Origin of the sequence: Bacillus sp. BPN334, assembly GCF_008368885.1 — a bacterium.
Lineage (GTDB): Bacteria > Bacillota > Bacilli > Bacillales > Bacillaceae_G > Bacillus_A > Bacillus_A wiedmannii.
Genome location: NZ_QOZW01000016.1, coordinates 21,844 through 37,699 on the forward strand (window position 1 = coordinate 21,844; position 15,856 = coordinate 37,699).

Annotated in this window: 13 protein-coding genes and 1 pseudogene; 3 read left to right on the forward strand and 11 right to left on the reverse strand. The window is 35.2% G+C overall.

The genetic code is table 11. From position 1 onward, the window contains the following. Nucleotides 1-57: 57 nt before the first annotated feature. The 3 genes from DN393_RS23525 (at nucleotide 58) to DN393_RS23535 (ending at nucleotide 2,217) form a co-directional block, all read left to right on the forward strand. Complete coding sequence (locus DN393_RS23525; RefSeq protein ID WP_000698308.1) at nucleotides 58-1,188, forward strand: amidohydrolase; 1,131 nt, start codon at nucleotides 58-60, stop codon at nucleotides 1,186-1,188. Nucleotides 1,189-1,429: 241 nt separating this feature from the next. Further along, complete coding sequence (locus DN393_RS23530) at nucleotides 1,430-1,987, forward strand: GNAT family N-acetyltransferase (RefSeq protein WP_000914737.1); 558 nt, start codon at nucleotides 1,430-1,432, stop codon at nucleotides 1,985-1,987. Nucleotides 1,988-2,097: 110 nt separating this feature from the next. Then, nucleotides 2,098-2,217: a YfhE family protein gene (locus DN393_RS23535; protein ID WP_000358487.1), complete on the forward strand. Its 120-nt coding sequence runs from the start codon at nucleotides 2,098-2,100 to the stop codon at nucleotides 2,215-2,217. A 370-nt stretch (nucleotides 2,218-2,587) separates the two neighbouring features. On the opposite strand, the gene DN393_RS23540 is transcribed toward DN393_RS23535, so the two are convergent. From DN393_RS23540 to DN393_RS23595, 11 genes and pseudogenes are all read right to left on the reverse strand, one after another. Then, on the reverse strand, nucleotides 2,588-3,754 hold the full coding sequence (locus tag DN393_RS23540; protein ID WP_064477264.1) for a diglucosyl diacylglycerol synthase: 1,167 nt from the start codon (nucleotides 3,752-3,754) through the stop codon (nucleotides 2,588-2,590). Nucleotides 3,755-4,166: 412 nt separating this feature from the next. After that, nucleotides 4,167-4,898 (reverse strand): pyruvate formate-lyase-activating protein, encoded by a 732-nt coding sequence (pflA, locus tag DN393_RS23545; RefSeq protein ID WP_000589742.1) that lies wholly within the window; start codon nucleotides 4,896-4,898, stop codon nucleotides 4,167-4,169. Between the two features lie 68 nt (nucleotides 4,899-4,966). Continuing rightward, nucleotides 4,967-7,216, reverse strand: a complete 2,250-nt coding sequence (gene pflB / locus DN393_RS23550) for a formate C-acetyltransferase (RefSeq protein ID WP_098102477.1) — start codon at nucleotides 7,214-7,216, stop codon at nucleotides 4,967-4,969. Nucleotides 7,217-7,555: 339 nt separating this feature from the next. Beyond that, nucleotides 7,556-9,103 (reverse strand): glycosyltransferase family 2 protein, encoded by a 1,548-nt coding sequence (locus DN393_RS23555; protein ID WP_064477262.1) that lies wholly within the window; start codon nucleotides 9,101-9,103, stop codon nucleotides 7,556-7,558. After that, entirely contained in the window at nucleotides 9,096-10,061 is a 966-nt protein-coding gene (locus DN393_RS23560; protein WP_000037030.1) for an NAD-dependent epimerase/dehydratase family protein, read from the reverse strand. The genes DN393_RS23555 and DN393_RS23560 overlap by 8 nt, the downstream gene beginning before the upstream one ends. Next, nucleotides 10,058-11,302 (reverse strand): nucleotide sugar dehydrogenase, encoded by a 1,245-nt coding sequence (locus DN393_RS23565; protein ID WP_098110749.1) that lies wholly within the window; start codon nucleotides 11,300-11,302, stop codon nucleotides 10,058-10,060. Before DN393_RS23565 ends, DN393_RS23560 begins: the two co-directional genes overlap by 4 nt. After that, entirely contained in the window at nucleotides 11,292-12,839 is a 1,548-nt protein-coding gene (locus DN393_RS23570) for a glycosyltransferase family 2 protein (protein WP_229135727.1), read from the reverse strand. Before DN393_RS23570 ends, DN393_RS23565 begins: the two co-directional genes overlap by 11 nt. A 13-nt stretch (nucleotides 12,840-12,852) precedes the next feature. Next, nucleotides 12,853-13,047, reverse strand: a complete 195-nt coding sequence (locus tag DN393_RS23575; RefSeq protein ID WP_098102474.1) for a hypothetical protein — start codon at nucleotides 13,045-13,047, stop codon at nucleotides 12,853-12,855. 16 nt (nucleotides 13,048-13,063) lie between these two features. Beyond that, nucleotides 13,064-13,465, reverse strand: a complete 402-nt coding sequence (locus DN393_RS23580) for an LSm family protein (RefSeq protein ID WP_098102473.1) — start codon at nucleotides 13,463-13,465, stop codon at nucleotides 13,064-13,066. Between the two features lie 168 nt (nucleotides 13,466-13,633). Further along, nucleotides 13,634-14,449: pseudogene (locus DN393_RS23590) on the reverse strand (sugar ABC transporter ATP-binding protein). Between the two features lie 136 nt (nucleotides 14,450-14,585). Continuing rightward, the gene (locus DN393_RS23595; RefSeq protein WP_088046945.1) at nucleotides 14,586-15,824 is read right to left on the reverse strand and encodes a serine hydrolase domain-containing protein; all 1,239 of its coding nucleotides are present in this window, start codon (nucleotides 15,822-15,824) and stop codon (nucleotides 14,586-14,588) included. Nucleotides 15,825-15,856 lie beyond the last annotated feature (32 nt).

Below are 15,856 nucleotides of genomic sequence, written 5' to 3' on the forward strand. Positions count from 1 at the left end.
TCAGTTACTTTCCCTTAAATTCCATTAACATTGTAAAGTAACAGAAATGAGGTACCTATGAAAATATTGCTCAAACAAGCCATTGTCTATCCTATTACATCCCAAAAATTTCAAGGGGATGTACTCGTTATAGGAGAAAGAATTGCCGAGGTCAAGCCTTCCATTCAACCCACTCAAGATATGACAGTTATAGACGCTCGTGCTCTTCATCTTTTACCTGGATTTATTGATGTCCATACTCATCTTGGTCTCTATGATGAAGGTACTGGTTGGGCTGGCAATGATGCAAATGAAACATCTGAAGTTTCAACACCACATATCCGTTCTTTGGACGGAATCCACCCTTTTGATATTGCATTTCAAGATGCTGTACAAAACGGAATCACAACTGTTCACGTTATGCCAGGAAGTCAAAACATTATCGGTGGTACGACTTGTGTAATAAAAACAGCTGGAACTTGTATTGATCATATGATTATTCAAGAACCTGCCGGCTTAAAGATTGCCTTTGGAGAAAATCCTAAAAAGGTCCATAGTAATGGAACAAAAGAATCCATAACACGTATGGGAATTATGGGGTTACTTCGGGAATCATTCTATGAAGCACAGCACTACGGACATGAAGCTGATTTTCGAATGCTTCCTATCTTAAAAGCATTACGCCGCGAAATACCTGTACGTATCCACGCTCACCGAGCAGATGATATTAGTTCTGCTCTACGCTTTGCAACAGAGTTCAATCTCGATTTACGCATTGAACATTGTACAGAAGGACACTTTATTGTTGAAGAGCTTTCGAAACACAATTTGAAGGTTTCAGTTGGCCCCACTCTTACACGCCGTTCTAAAATCGAACTTAAAAACAAAACATGGGATACTTACCATATATTATCGAAAAATGGAGTGGAAGTTTCTATAACAACAGATCACCCTTATACACCAATTCAATATTTAAATGTTTGTGCTGCTGTCGCAGTAAGAGAAGGATTAGACGAAAAAACTGCACTAGAAGGAATCACTATATTTCCAGCACGAAATTTACGTTTAGAGGATAGAATTGGAAGCATTGAGGTTGGAAAAGACGCTGATCTCGTGTTATGGACTCATCATCCTTTCCATTATTTAGCCAAGCCTGTACTAACCATGATTGACGGAAAAATAATTTACAAAAAAAATAAAAAAAACTAGTTTATTTTTTTGACTAGATAAAGTATTATACGATTATAAACTGAATGAAACCATAATCAATTTGTGTCGTGATTATCATTTTCAAATTGATGAATGGGGAAGGCAAATGGTGCGCCACCAGCGTTAGAAACTGGTTCTAGTGGGTTCGATTCCCACCCCGAAATTTTTTAAAGATTGATATAAAAATTTCGAGGGTGGGGTGTTTTTTCGTCATGCTACCCTCGTGTGAGGAGGAGTTAGTATGTTGAAAAAACGCGACTTACACGACAGCCACGTTCTATACGAGTTAATGGTGGACCCAGCTGTCTTCCCTTTTGTGCGTCAAAAGGCTTATTCTTATGAGGAGTATTTATTTTTAACGAAACAAACGATTGAAGCTGAAGAGCGTGGGGAATTAATTTCACGCACAATTTTAGATGAATGGGGTAACCCTATCGGAACAATTACTTTATTTGATGTGCAAGAAAAAGCCGGATTTCTCGGAACATGGCTTGGCAAACCCTATCATGGAAAAGGCTATAATAAATTGGCGAAAGATTCATTTTTTAGTGAACTTTTCTATGAATTAGATATTGAAACAATCTTTATGCGTATTCGTAAAATAAATATTCGTTCTATTAAAGCTGCCGAAAAACTACAATATGTAAATCTAGCAAACGAAACAAGAAAAGCCGTTTATGATGAAATTAACGCAAATGAAGAAGTATATAACTTATATGAAATCCCAAAAGATCAATATACACTTGCTACAATGCGAGATACAACGTTCCAAGATGCTCACCAATTAAAAGAAGCGTAATCTAAATTTTTAGAAAAGATAATTAATCATTAACATTTTGCCATATACGTATATCACCCCATGTCTTTGGAAACGATAGATAGTGACTTTAGGACACGAGGTGATTTGTAATGGATAAAAAGAAACGTGACAAAACAAAAAACACATTATCTAGTACACAAGAAGTTCTCTACCAACGAGAATTTCGCAAAGCAGATCGCGCAGCGGGTTATCGCTCGAAAAGTATTTAAAGTGAGAATGAATAATTAGACGTTTTCCCCCCTAATTATTCATTCTCATTACATATTTTTTCTACGTGATAGAATAGACAAAAAAGGTTCCTTATAAATAAGGAACCTTTTTTGTGTGGATAACGTTATCCACACAATTTATAGAATTGTGAATAAATTCAACAAACCCTTCACAAGTTTATATGTTGTGACGCATAGTAAATGTTAGAATTGTGGATAGTTTTCTAAAAATTGTGGATAATGTGGATATAGTTGTTAATATTTCGACTTTACTGTTTAATGAAAGCGTAATCTTCATGTGGATAAGTTACCACTTTATCTTATAAAACAATAAAGAACCCTCTTTAAACATATAAAAGAGGGTTTCATATTAAGTAAATAATTGTGCAAGAGCAGGTGATTTAATAGGTATATGATTCGGTTCTACATGGTTTTCTGTCAAAATTGTATCCACAATATGACCAGCTGGCTCCGGACGATAAATGCTTTTCATCGCTTCTTTCATTTGAAGAAGCTTCATATCATCTTGCAATAACGCCTCTGTCTTTGCAAAAACCTCACTATCATCACGAATGACAACTGCAGCGCCTTTTCTTTCAAAGTACATCGCATTTTCATTTTCTTGTCCTGGAACAGGTTTATATAAAATGACAGGTACTTGCAATGCTGCCGCTTCACTTAACGTAATACCGCCCGGCTTCGTAATCATACAAGAAGTAACACGGAATAATTCATCGATATTTTCAACATAACCAAATACTTTTAATGCATCAGGATTTTTTTCCTGAACCCCTAATAAATCCTGTTTTAACGCTTCATTTTTTCCACAAACGACAACTACTTGTAAATCAGGTACTGACATAAATGATTGGCATAGTTCTTTTACACTTCCTAATACCCCATGAGCACCTGCTACAATTAGTAAAATCTTTTTATTCTTACATAACTGATATTTATTATATATAATGTCTGGATTGATCTTCAGCTCAAAACTACTACGAATCGGAATTCCAGTTTCAACAATTTGCTCCGCGGGCACACCAATATCAATCATAATTTTTTTTACGTGATCAGTTGCTACAAAATAACGATCTACTTCCCGATGAATCCATATTTTGTGCACACAAAAATCCGTTAATACGTTATACACAGGAATTGAAATACCTGTTTGCTTTTTTAACTCTGGTACAGCTATGATCGGAAAAGTATTAATAACAATATCCGGTTTCTCTGCTTGTAAAAGTAATTTCAAACGTTTTCTTCCAAAATTCGCATACCAAGATGCTATTTTTTTATCATAAATTTTTTCTACGCCATAATAAAACAAGCGGTATAATTCTTTTCCTATTGTATAACTTTTTAAATATAAATATTTTGTAATATCGGTTATAACTGGATGTGATTCTCCGAACAAATCGCATACAATTACATCTTTAATTCCTTTTTGGCGAAATGTTTGTTCTAATGTTTTCGCTACTTGCACATGACCATTACCGTAATGTGCAGTTAATATTAAAACCTTGGGGTTTTTTATCAAACAAATCCACTCCTAGCTTATTGTTTCTCCATATTGCATATACGACAATAGGAAAAACATTTTCCTTAAAAATTACATAAACAGATTCTAATACTTCTCTTTCAGCTATGTACCTGTCGTGGATATGCAAAGCATATAAGATTGACCCCTTAATCCTATCTGTGCTCATATCTTTACATTATACTTTCCTATAAGAGCTTTCGCAATAACTTACAAATGTTCTCTATTCCATGATACTCACTCTTTTACTTCTTAATTCTTTTTACTATTTTGATTTCCCTTTACAATTATGTAAATTTCTCCACTTATTCCTTACAAAAATATGGATATTCTATTTTCAGTATACTCTTTTCTATATACATACTCTAGGTTTTATTGTAAAGAAAGCAAAAAGCCTAATCCAATATTTGGATTAGACTGCTTGTAAAATATGTCTTGCTTGCTCTACATTTTTTTCAGTAGGTGGTTCTACATTCGCAAGTGGATACTTATGCCCAAGTGCCTCCCATTTATATACACCAAGCTTATGATATGGTAGCACTTCAACCTTCTGAACATTAGACAGGCTTTGAATAAAGCTAGATAATTTTTGTAGATCCTCTTCATTATCCGTAACACCAGGAACTAATACGTGTCTTACCCAAATTGGTTTATTTTTATCCGATAAATAACGAGCAAATTGTAAAATATGTTCATTTGGTTTCCCTGTTAATTTACGGTGTTTCTTTGAATCAATATGTTTCAAATCCAATAAAACTAAATCTGTGTAATCCATTAAAATATCTAGCTTATTTTGGAATTCTGGTTCTTCAGAATAACAACCACCCGAAGAATCAATTGTTGTATGGATTCCAACTTCCTTACATTTCTTAAATAATTCAATTAAGAAATCTAGCTGTAATAATGGTTCACCACCACTAACTGTTATACCGCCTCCAGAAGCTTCAATAAAAGGAAGGTAACATGTCACATCCTGCATTACTTCTTCAACTGTTATTTCTTTTCCTTTACCGATCTCCCACGTATCAGCATTATGACAGTATTGACAACGTAATAAACACCCTTGTGTAAATATGACATAACGAATTCCTGGGCCATCAACAGTACCACAAGACTCTACAGAATGAATTCTTCCTTTTATCATGTTACTTCCTCCTTTATTGAAGCAGCCTCCCTCTGCTATTTATAAAAAGCAGAGGGACACTTTTTCACTTACATACTTTCATGCATTGTACGATTAATTACATCGATTTGTTGTTCACGAGTTAATTTAATAAAGTTTACAGCGTAACCAGATACGCGAATTGTTAATTGTGGATATTTCTCAGGATGTTCCATCGCATCCATTAATGTTTCACGATTAAATACGTTAATATTTAAGTGATGGCCTTCTTTTACTGCATAACCATCAAGCATTGATACTAAGTTACGTACTTGTACATCATCTTCTTTACCAAGTGCTTTTGGAATAATAGAGAATGTATTAGAAATACCATCTTGTGCATCTTCATATGGTAATTTAGCTACAGATAATAATGAAGCTAATGCACCTTTTGTATCACGGCCATGCATTGGGTTCGCACCTGGTGCAAATGGTTCTCCAGTACGGCGACCATCTGGAGTGTTACCAGTTTTCTTACCGTATACAACGTTAGATGTGATTGTTAAGATCGACATTGTATGAACAGAATTTCTGTATGTTTTATGTTTACGAAGTTTATTCATAAATGTTTTTACAAGATTTACAGCGATTTCATCTACACGGTCATCATTGTTACCGTATTTAGGGAAATCTCCTTCGATTTCAAAGTCAACTGCAATACCGTTTTCATCACGAATTGGTTTTACTTTTGCGTGTTTAATTGCACTTAACGAGTCTGCTACTACAGATAGACCCGCGATACCTGTTGCCATTGTACGAAGAACATTTGTATCATGAAGTGCCATTTCAATACGTTCGTAGCTATATTTATCATGCATGTAATGAATAACATTTAATGTGTTTAAATATAGACCCGCTAACCATTCCATTGTCATATCAAACTTATGCATAACTTCTTCATAATCTAATACTTCAGAAGTAATAGGTGCGTACTCAGGACCAACTTGTGCTTTAGATTTTTCATCTTTACCACCGTTAATCGCATATAGTAATGCTTTTGCTAAGTTTGCACGTGCGCCGAAGAATTGCATTTGTTTACCAATTCTCATTGCAGATACACAACAAGCAATTCCGTAGTCATCACCGTAGTCAGCACGCATAATGTCATCATTTTCATATTGAATTGCTGATGTTTTAATAGACATTTTTGCACAGTAGTTTTTAAAGTTCTGCGGTAATTGTTTAGACCAAAGAACTGTTAAGTTTGGTTCTGGAGCTGGTCCTAAATTATCTAATGTATGCAAGAAACGGAATGAGTTCTTTGTTACTAATGCACGTCCATCTAATGCCATACCACCGATAGACTCAGTTACCCAAGTTGGATCACCAGAGAATAATTCATTATAATCAGGTGTTCTTGCAAATTTCACAAGACGTAATTTCATAATGAAGTGATCCACTATTTCTTGTACTTCTTCTTCTGTCAAAGTACCATTTGCTAAATCTCTTTCAATATAAATATCTAAGAATGTAGAAGTACGTCCAAGACTCATTGCAGCTCCATTTTGCTCTTTAATCGCTGCAAGATATGCGAAGTATAACCATTGGAATGCTTCTTGTGTATTTTTTGCAGGCTTAGAAATATCAAAGCCATGAGAAGCAGCCATTTGTTTTAACTCTTGAAGTGCACGCATTTGCTCAGATAACTCTTCGCGTAAACGCATTGTATCTTCGCTCATTACACCGCCAGTTAAATTCAAATCAGCTTTTTTCACTTCAATTAAATGATCAATACCATATAATGCTACGCGTCGGTAGTCACCGATAATACGTCCACGTCCGTATGCATCTGGAAGACCAGTAATTACACCTGATTTACGAGCCGCTTTCATTTCTGGTGTATATGCATCAAATACACCTTGATTATGCGTTTTTCTCCAGTCTCTGAAAATACTGCTAAGTTCTTTATCCATTTCGTATCCATAAGATTCACAAGCTTGTTCCGCCATACGAATACCACCATATGGTTGTAAAGAACGTTTAAATGGTTTTTCAGTTTGGAAACCAACTACTTTTTCAATATCTTTATTTAAATATCCTGGTTCATGTGATGTAATAGAAGAAACAATTTTTGTATCCATATCAAGAACGCCACCGTTTTCACGTTCTTTCGTTGTTAAATCCATTACTTGATCCCAAAGTTGTTTCGTTGCTTCAGTTGCTCCCGCTAAGAAAGATTCATCCCCTTCGAAAACGTTTACATTATTTAAAATGAAATCGCGAACATCAATCTCTGCTTTCCATTTTTCACCTTTAAAGTTTTCCCATGCGTTTTTAACATTTTCTAATACTTGAGTCATCCTAATCTCCTCCATTTTTGATTAGTACAGGACTAAGATTTTTTATATAACAGCTTACACACTTAGAATACTACTTTTTTGCTAAAGTGAACGAAATAGTTGTGACATGTTTGTGAAAAGTTGAGCAAACTACTATATGCGTAGTGTTAACTTCACTTAAAAGTCTTTATAATTAACCCTTTCCTTAATTGTATTTTTTTGGTATCCTTATATACGAGTCCTATTTTGTAATATAAGAACAATACCCATTGTAGAGCTGTAATACTCTTATCTCCTAATCTGTTATAGTTTTTATAACAGAACAAAAAAGTGTACATATGTTGTACACTTTTTTTGTTACTACTCTAAAACATCTCTTTTTCTATTCCCATCATAGAATCCACCACGGCTGCCTTCTAATACAATTAATTGCTCTAATCCTTCTATATGATCACCTATAATTCGCAAAACAGCTGGAGGATGACCTATTTTTGCAAAATGTTCACTGGGACGAATGCGATTCATCTTATCGACCTCTACACGACTTACACACGCAATTTCGAATCCTGACAGAATAGCTTTCACTTGGGCTACACAAGGTGACAGTAAAGATCTATACCCGATTTCTTTCAAACACTTACGGCTAAACGCATTCGGTACAGCGATAAGAGAGCCTACTCCTAAATCTTTTCTATCACAAGCTAAATTTAATGCATATTTAAATGCAGTTACAAGATGAAGCGGTACTCTTAAATCTAAATAATGATTTAGATCATTTAATGCGACATCCATTCCATCTGCAATAGCTTTTGCAAATGGATATAGCTCACTAGCTGGAATAACAAAATCACCGTCTATAAATAACACAATTTCTCCTTTGGCGAAATAAGTTCCAAGTGAACGCCCCACATCGTTACCCAGTGCTTCTTTATATACAATTGTTGTTGCTCCCTTGTCTTTTGCAATCGTTGCTGTTTTATCAGATGAACCATTTACAACAACGATAATTTCAAAAGGTTCAATTTTGCGAAGCTCTTCTATTACGTTTCCAATTGTTTTCTCTTCATCTTGTACAGGAATAATGACCGATAATTGCTTTCCTTTATACAACTTAGATGTAACGCCCCATCCTTGATAAAAATCTTCGAAACTTAAAGTATGATAGACACACTCTCTTTTCCTATTTCCATCATAATACCCTCCGCGCTCATCACTGCCTACTATTCGCTCCGCTACAGCTTCTATATGATCACCTATCATCCGTTTTTCAGATTGAGAAAGACCCGTTCCATACGCAGCATGCTCGGTTGGCCGAAATTTATTCGGCGTAATAACGTCAATTGCACAATGACGACTCATTCTCCATTTGCTTTGTACTAGGCGTAAATGAGCTACAATAGGATTAACGAAACATTCATATCCAATGCTTTGAACAACTTCTTTCGTCAACGCATGAGGTACAGATAATAAAGAATCAATTTTTAACTCTTCACGCTCTAACATTGCATTTAATATTTGGCGCCATACTGTCACAGAGTGCGGTTTTTGTTTCTTTAAAAATAATGCGTCCAAATTATTTAAAACGATGTCGGCTTGATCATGTAAAATTGGATTCAGGAATAATTGTAATTTTGAAGTTTGAATAGCAAAATCTCCATCTATAAATAGTAATACATCACCTATCGCATGTTTTGCACCAACCGCACGGCCAACATCATTCCCTAGTAGCTCTGTATACTTGATTACTTTACACCCTAAACGATCAGCAACCTCTTCTGTACCATCATCACAACCGTTTGCTACTACAATAACCTCTACTGGATTCAATCCTTTTACCGATTGAATAACGTCTGAAATCGTATCCGCTTCATTACATACAGGTATAATAACCGACAGCGACTTAGCCATTGTTTTCTTCACGAAACCATTTAATAGTTTCTTTCAATCCTTGTTCCCACGTTACTGTCGCTTGAAACTGCACAAGTTCTTTTAATTTCGTTACATCTGGTCTTCTATTTGGAATTTCTTCAAAACCATGTGGATATACCTCTTCGAAAGGAACTTGGACAATCTTTGAAGAAGATTTCGTTAGCTTTTTAATTACTTCTGCTACTTCTTTTATACTCTTTTCGTTCTCAGAACCTATATTAATAATCTCACCATTTACCTTCTCATCCATTGCTCGAATCGTTGCCTCTACCGCATCACTTACATACGTAAAGCAACGTGTCTGCTTTCCATCTCCATATACGAGAATGTCTTCTCCTTGTAGGGCTGCACTGATAAATCGTGGGATTACCCCTGCATACGGACCATCTTTCGCTCTTGGACCATAAATATTAAAATAACGAACAATCGTTACCGGTAAACCTTCTAATGCGTAGCCTAAACATAATGTTTCTTCTAACGTTTTACACACTGCATAACTCCAACGTATTTTAGAAGTTGCCCCGTATAATCGATCCCCCTCTTCAGAAAAGGGTGGGTTTGCCTTACCATATACTTCTGAAGTAGACGCAAAGACTACTTTCTTCTTTCCTTTTAGCGCTGCTTGTAAAATGTTTCTCGTTCCATCAAAATTCGTTTCAATAAGCTCTATACTCTTTTCCATTGTCGTTTTCACACCTAAAATTGCTGCTAAATGAAACACTACATCATGTTGATTTACTAATTCATAAATAGAATTTTTATCTAAAACGCTTATTGGAATAACCCGAATTTCTTTCATTAACTCATCATGATATTTATTTTTTCCTTTATAGAAGTTATCCACAATCGTGACTTCATTTCCTCTTTTCACCAATTCTTCGGCTAGATGCGATCCAATGAATCCTGCTCCACCTGTAATTAAACATTTCTTACTCATACACTCACCTTCTTTATAATTCCACGTGTATCTATTACTCGCTTCATTCCTTTAAAAAGCTTCCAATCGATATTAGAGTGATCAGTTAAAATTAAAATACAATCCGCTTGTTTAATGACTTGTTCATCCAAAGAAACAGATTGGTACAACTTATCTCCAAATTTTGTAGAAGAAATATATGGATCGTGATATTCTATCTCATATCCTTCTTTTATTAACAATTCAATAATTGGTAAAGCCGGTGATTCTCTCAAATCATTTACATCTTTCTTATACGCAATTCCTACAATTAAAACTGATGCAGGTGATTGCACCATGCCTTTTACTTTCCGGACTATTTTCTCTGGCATTTCTTCATTAATCACATGTGCTGCTTCAATTAATTTACTAATTGTCCCATTCTTTTTTATTCTCCATTGGAAATATAAAGGATCTACTGGAATACAATGTCCCCCTATTCCTGGTCCTGGCCAATATGGGGTAAATCCAAACGGTTTTGTAGATGCAGCTTCAAGCGCCTCATAAAAATCAATTCCTAAACTTTCACATAGTGTGTTTAACTCATTTACTAATGAAATGTTGACTAGGCGCTGAATATTTTCAAATAACTTACACATTTCCGCTACTTTTGGAGAGCTAACAGGAACGACTACATCGAAAATTGTGCTATATAAATCCTGTACCTTTTGTTTGCACTGTTCAGTTTGTCCACTAATAACCTTTGGAATATCCTGAACGGAATATTGACTATTTGCTGGATCAATTCTCTCAGGAGAATATCCGATATAGAAATCTTCTCCTACCTTTTGGCCGCCTTGAGAAACAATCGGAATAATAACTTCCTCGAGCGTACCTGGATATGTGGAGCTTTCGAAAATGAAGGTTTGTCCTTTTTGAAGGTTTTGTTGTATATAATGCGAAGCTGAAATGAGGGCACTTAAGTCTGGTTCTCTTTGTTCATTAATTGGAGTCGGGACAGTGACAATAACATAATCACTATTTTGAAAATCAGCAATACCTTGATCCGGTGTATTTACTATTAATTTTTTTTTAGCCAATAAACTTTGTAACAATTTAGAAGAAACATCCGGAATATAACTTTCTCCTTTTACAATTGATTCTATTTTTCTAGTATCTTTATCTAATCCAAGTACTGTATGTCCTCTCTCTGCAAAATGGACTGCCAAAGGAAGGCCAACATATCCTAATCCGATAATGGCAACTGTACTACTAACATTCATTTGTATTCTCTTCTTCCTTTCTCAATTGTTGAATTATATTTCTATCCCGCTCTCCATCTGTAAAACTCCCGCGTTCGTCTGTGGATTGTAATAAATGTGCAATCGCCTCAAGTTGATCACCGAAAATACGGTCAAATGCCGGAATACGTCCATTTACAAATCCATGTTGCTCTGGGCGTACTCGATTTGTTTTTATTACATCCACAAATTCTACTGCTGTAATAGAAAATCCCTCCAAAATAGCTTTCATTTGAGCTAATGGAGGAATAACGAGAGAGTCATATCCTATTTGTTCTATTACCTTTTTATGCATAGCATGTGGTACTGCCGTTAATGAGTTATTCCATAAATCTGGTCGTTTTGCTACTAAATTCACAAAATATTTCCCCATGCTAATTGGATCTGCCGGATGAAACATATCTAATAAACACTGTAAGTCATTTAATGCCACATCATACCCATCTTCAATAGCATGTAAAAATGGAATTAGTTTTTTTCCCGGAATAACAAAATCACCATCGACAAATAAACAAATATCGGCCGTGGCATGCATAGCGCCTATCGCTCGGGCCACATTATGCCCGAGAGCCTCCTCGAATTCAATAACGATCACATTCTCTAACTTTGCTTGTTTACTTGTCTCAATATCAGCTCCATTCGCAACCACTATAATTTCATCTACACCTGCTTTTTTTACTTCTTGTATAACAGACCTTATCGTCATTTTCTCTTCTGATACGGGGATGATCGCACTATATTTCGCTTTTTTCTTTTGTAATACAACTGGTTTATACTTTCCTATAAACCCTCTATCCCTATTTCCTTCCGAAAAACCACCACGCTTACCATATATTTCGATTACGTATTGCAGAGCACGTAAATGATCTCCCATAATACGACTAGTCGCTTTCGGATAAGGCGAATCGGGTGATGTACCAGTATGCACAGGACGCACTTTATTTGTATGAATAACATCGACCGAAGCCGTATCGACAATATCTACTCCTCTAGACATCGCCATCGCTTGAAACAGCGCTGGATCTGCTAAATTCCACCAACCAAATTTCTGAATAACTTCCCTACTCATTGCATGTGGAATTGCGATTAAAGATCCAACAACAAAATCTTTTTTATTCAAATAACGATTCAACATACACTTGCCAACTGTCGTATAATGCGGTCTCATCTTTAAATAAACGGACCATGTTAAATTATTCACAAAAATTTGGTGGCCTTGCTGAATTCCTTTTACGAAACGTTGCAACTCTTTGCTATCAATGACGATATCACCATCTAAAAACAAAACAATGTCACCTTTCGCTTCTCTTGCTCCGATTGCCCGTCCAACATCATTGCCAAGAGAATAGTGATAATAAATGACATGGCAATGATGTTGTAACGCTATTTCTTTTGTCCCATCTGTCGATCCATTATCAACTACGATAATTTCATAAGGTTCGAGCTTCTCCACTTCTACTAAAACTTGTGATAAAGTACTCGCTTCATTATGTGCTGGAATAACAACTGATACTCTCATATTTGTATCACGCTTACCCTTCCAAGCGAACATAAGCAATAATAGGAGTACGCACAACTACATCTTCCGGTGTTCCATAAGAAGGAGAAGTACGAACACTTACTGCCCCATCTGTCACAGATAACAGAATACCTGCAACAATTTCAACAGCTGTCACAACTTGCACTAACTCACCAACATGGTTACGCAATTCATCAGTAAATAACATATATAAATCTCCTTTCTTACGCTTCTTTAATTGATATAATACTTGTAAATGGTACTAAAACTTCAGTTCCGATTCCTTCTTGCAGTGTTAAGAAATCATCACCAACTGCTACAATCACACCTGTTAGCTGTCCAACCGTCACAGTAATTTCGACGTTTTTACCTAAATATTGCTTTGCAATTTCTTTAAACGGTGATGTATTACATTCTTTTAATATGTTACAAATAATAGATTGAAATTGACTTGATTCAATAAATTCTTCCGTAGCTTTCTTTGAATTTCTTTGAATAAACCTTGCAAAGTTTTGCGAAAATAAAATTCGTTCCACAGCAGGTAATAATTTGTCATCTAAAAAATAGCCTAATTGTCTATTAAATAATCGAGATAATTTATGCCAATATTTTTTGAACAGACACATATACTTCTCCTCCTATTATTTTTTAAAGTTTAAAAATTACATCCATACATCTTAATGTATACAGAGCAGGCTTTTTTTGTGATAGGTAAGGCATACATTTTCAAAGAAACAATCTTTTCTAGTCACATAAAAAAGATAGATGGTATCCCATCTATCTTTTTGTATATTTTAATTTTTAATTGTAACTATCGCAGAGACACTGTAATAAACCGCTCGTGGTAATTCTGCCTGCTCACTTATAGAAGCTGTAACAAGTGAACCACCACTTACCGAGAAATACTTAACAGCTTCTAAAGGAATACCATCTTCTTTTACATCAATATGCGTTCCATCTCGCCAATCTATTTTCTGCATTGTTGCTGAAAGGTCCCCAGTCACTTTACCAAATTCTTTACCATCCATCCCTAAAAAGATTCATTCCCACTTTGTTAAACTTAGTACTTGTTTCAACTCTCCAATTTTCTTTCCATCTACATTAGAAAAAGTATAGAAATTGCGTAATCCCTTCTCCTTTTGAACACGCAATAATTTTTCTCCCGAGTGATTATACAAATAAAATTGTTGCTTATGTAGTCCCTTAAAAAGAAACGAAAGTACAGCTTGCCATACACGTTGAATAACCAAATCATACTCTTCTTTTAAAAATCCTAATGCACTGCCATCTAATCCAAAGTACGTTATTACTTGAAATACCCCTACCTCTTTGCGAACAACAAATTTTTTTTGCTCAAATAATTCAGAAGTCTCTATATTATAATTTTCCTGTTTAAGCATTTTTGACCTTCGTTTTTCCATAAAACTATATATTAATAATCCAAATGCTGGTAGTACAACACTTATTAATTTCAGATTTTCTTTCTCCGAAGTGAACAGCCTTCCTTTTTTATATTCCATCACTAATACAATTGCGACGATAATCCATACAATGACAGATACAAAAAATATGCGTTTTGCATTACGTGCGTGATGCTTATGTATACTCATGTCCCTCCCCCCTTTTCCATTTATCCCGCATTAACTGGCAGTAAGGCCCCCACTGATTAAAGTTTCACTTTATTTCATTATCTCATTGCCCCCTACACTTCCTCAATAAAAAAAGACCATCCAATAGGATAGCCTCTTACACTTCAATATTTCGCAACATCGTATAAATGTCGTTATTCACTTTACCAAACGATTTAATGTTGTTTTGAATGTTAGATAATAAAACGACATACACACTTCCGTTTTTACTAAATCCATTTAAGCAATTCCATCCTGGCATTACACCGTGATTTGAATAACTACCTGGGTCTACGTACCAACCAAATCCGTAATCTTTTTTTCCGCCTGTAAACATTTGATCATAGCTCTCTTTTGAAATTAACTTCCCAGAGAAGAGTGCTTCATTAAATAAATATAAATCATGTGCACTTGTATATATATCACCACAACCATATAGTTGTGACATACTTGGAATATTAGGTGTTGTCATATTGTTATTTACTATTTTATAACCTGTCGATGGAAACCTTGTTTGCTCTAACGCTTTACCGAAACCAGAATGTTTCATACCCGCAGTAGCAAAAATATGTTGTTTAATATATTCTTCTAACGGTTGTCCACTTACCTTCTCAGCGATGTAGGCAAGTATCGAATAGTTCGAATCGGAATATTTCCATTTCTCTCCTGGACCCCCAACACGCTTTTGCTTTCCTATTCGTTTTATCAATTCTTCATGAGAAATATCCTCTGTTCCCTGCTCATACTCTGGGATTCCTGATGTATGTGTTAGTAAATGTTTTAACTGAATACCATTACCTTGAGGGAAATCTGGAATATACTTTGCAACCGTATCCTCTACGTTTAATTTATTTTGATCCTTTAATTGCATAATAGCAGTCGCTACAAATGCCTTTGAAATAGAACCAATATAAAAAGTTGTCTCTGAATTATTCGGTACTTGTTTCTCTTTGTTCGCCATACCGTATCCCTTATTTAAAAGAACTTTTCCGTTCTTCACAATAACAGCCGTCCCGCTAAATCCTGCGTTTTGTAAATATTGATCTAATTGAGCGTTTTCATTAATTTCTTGAGGTGGTCCCTCAGCAGGCTTTTCCACAGCTTGTACTTGCTTTACTTGTTCTTCCTGCTCTTTTTGTTTTTGTGCTTCTTGCTTCTTCTTTTCTTCTTTCTTTTTTAGCTCTTCTTGTTTCTTCATTTCTGCTGCTTTTAAAGTTTCTTCTTTCTTATTATGCGCAACAATTTTTGTATACATGAAATATACAACTGAAAATAGTAAGACGAGAATGATTGTTCTTTTTATGTATACAATCGGCCGACGTGCTTTCCCATTCGCATTATTTTTTTCCTGATCCATGATTGCTTTTTTCCCCTTATTTACCGATAATT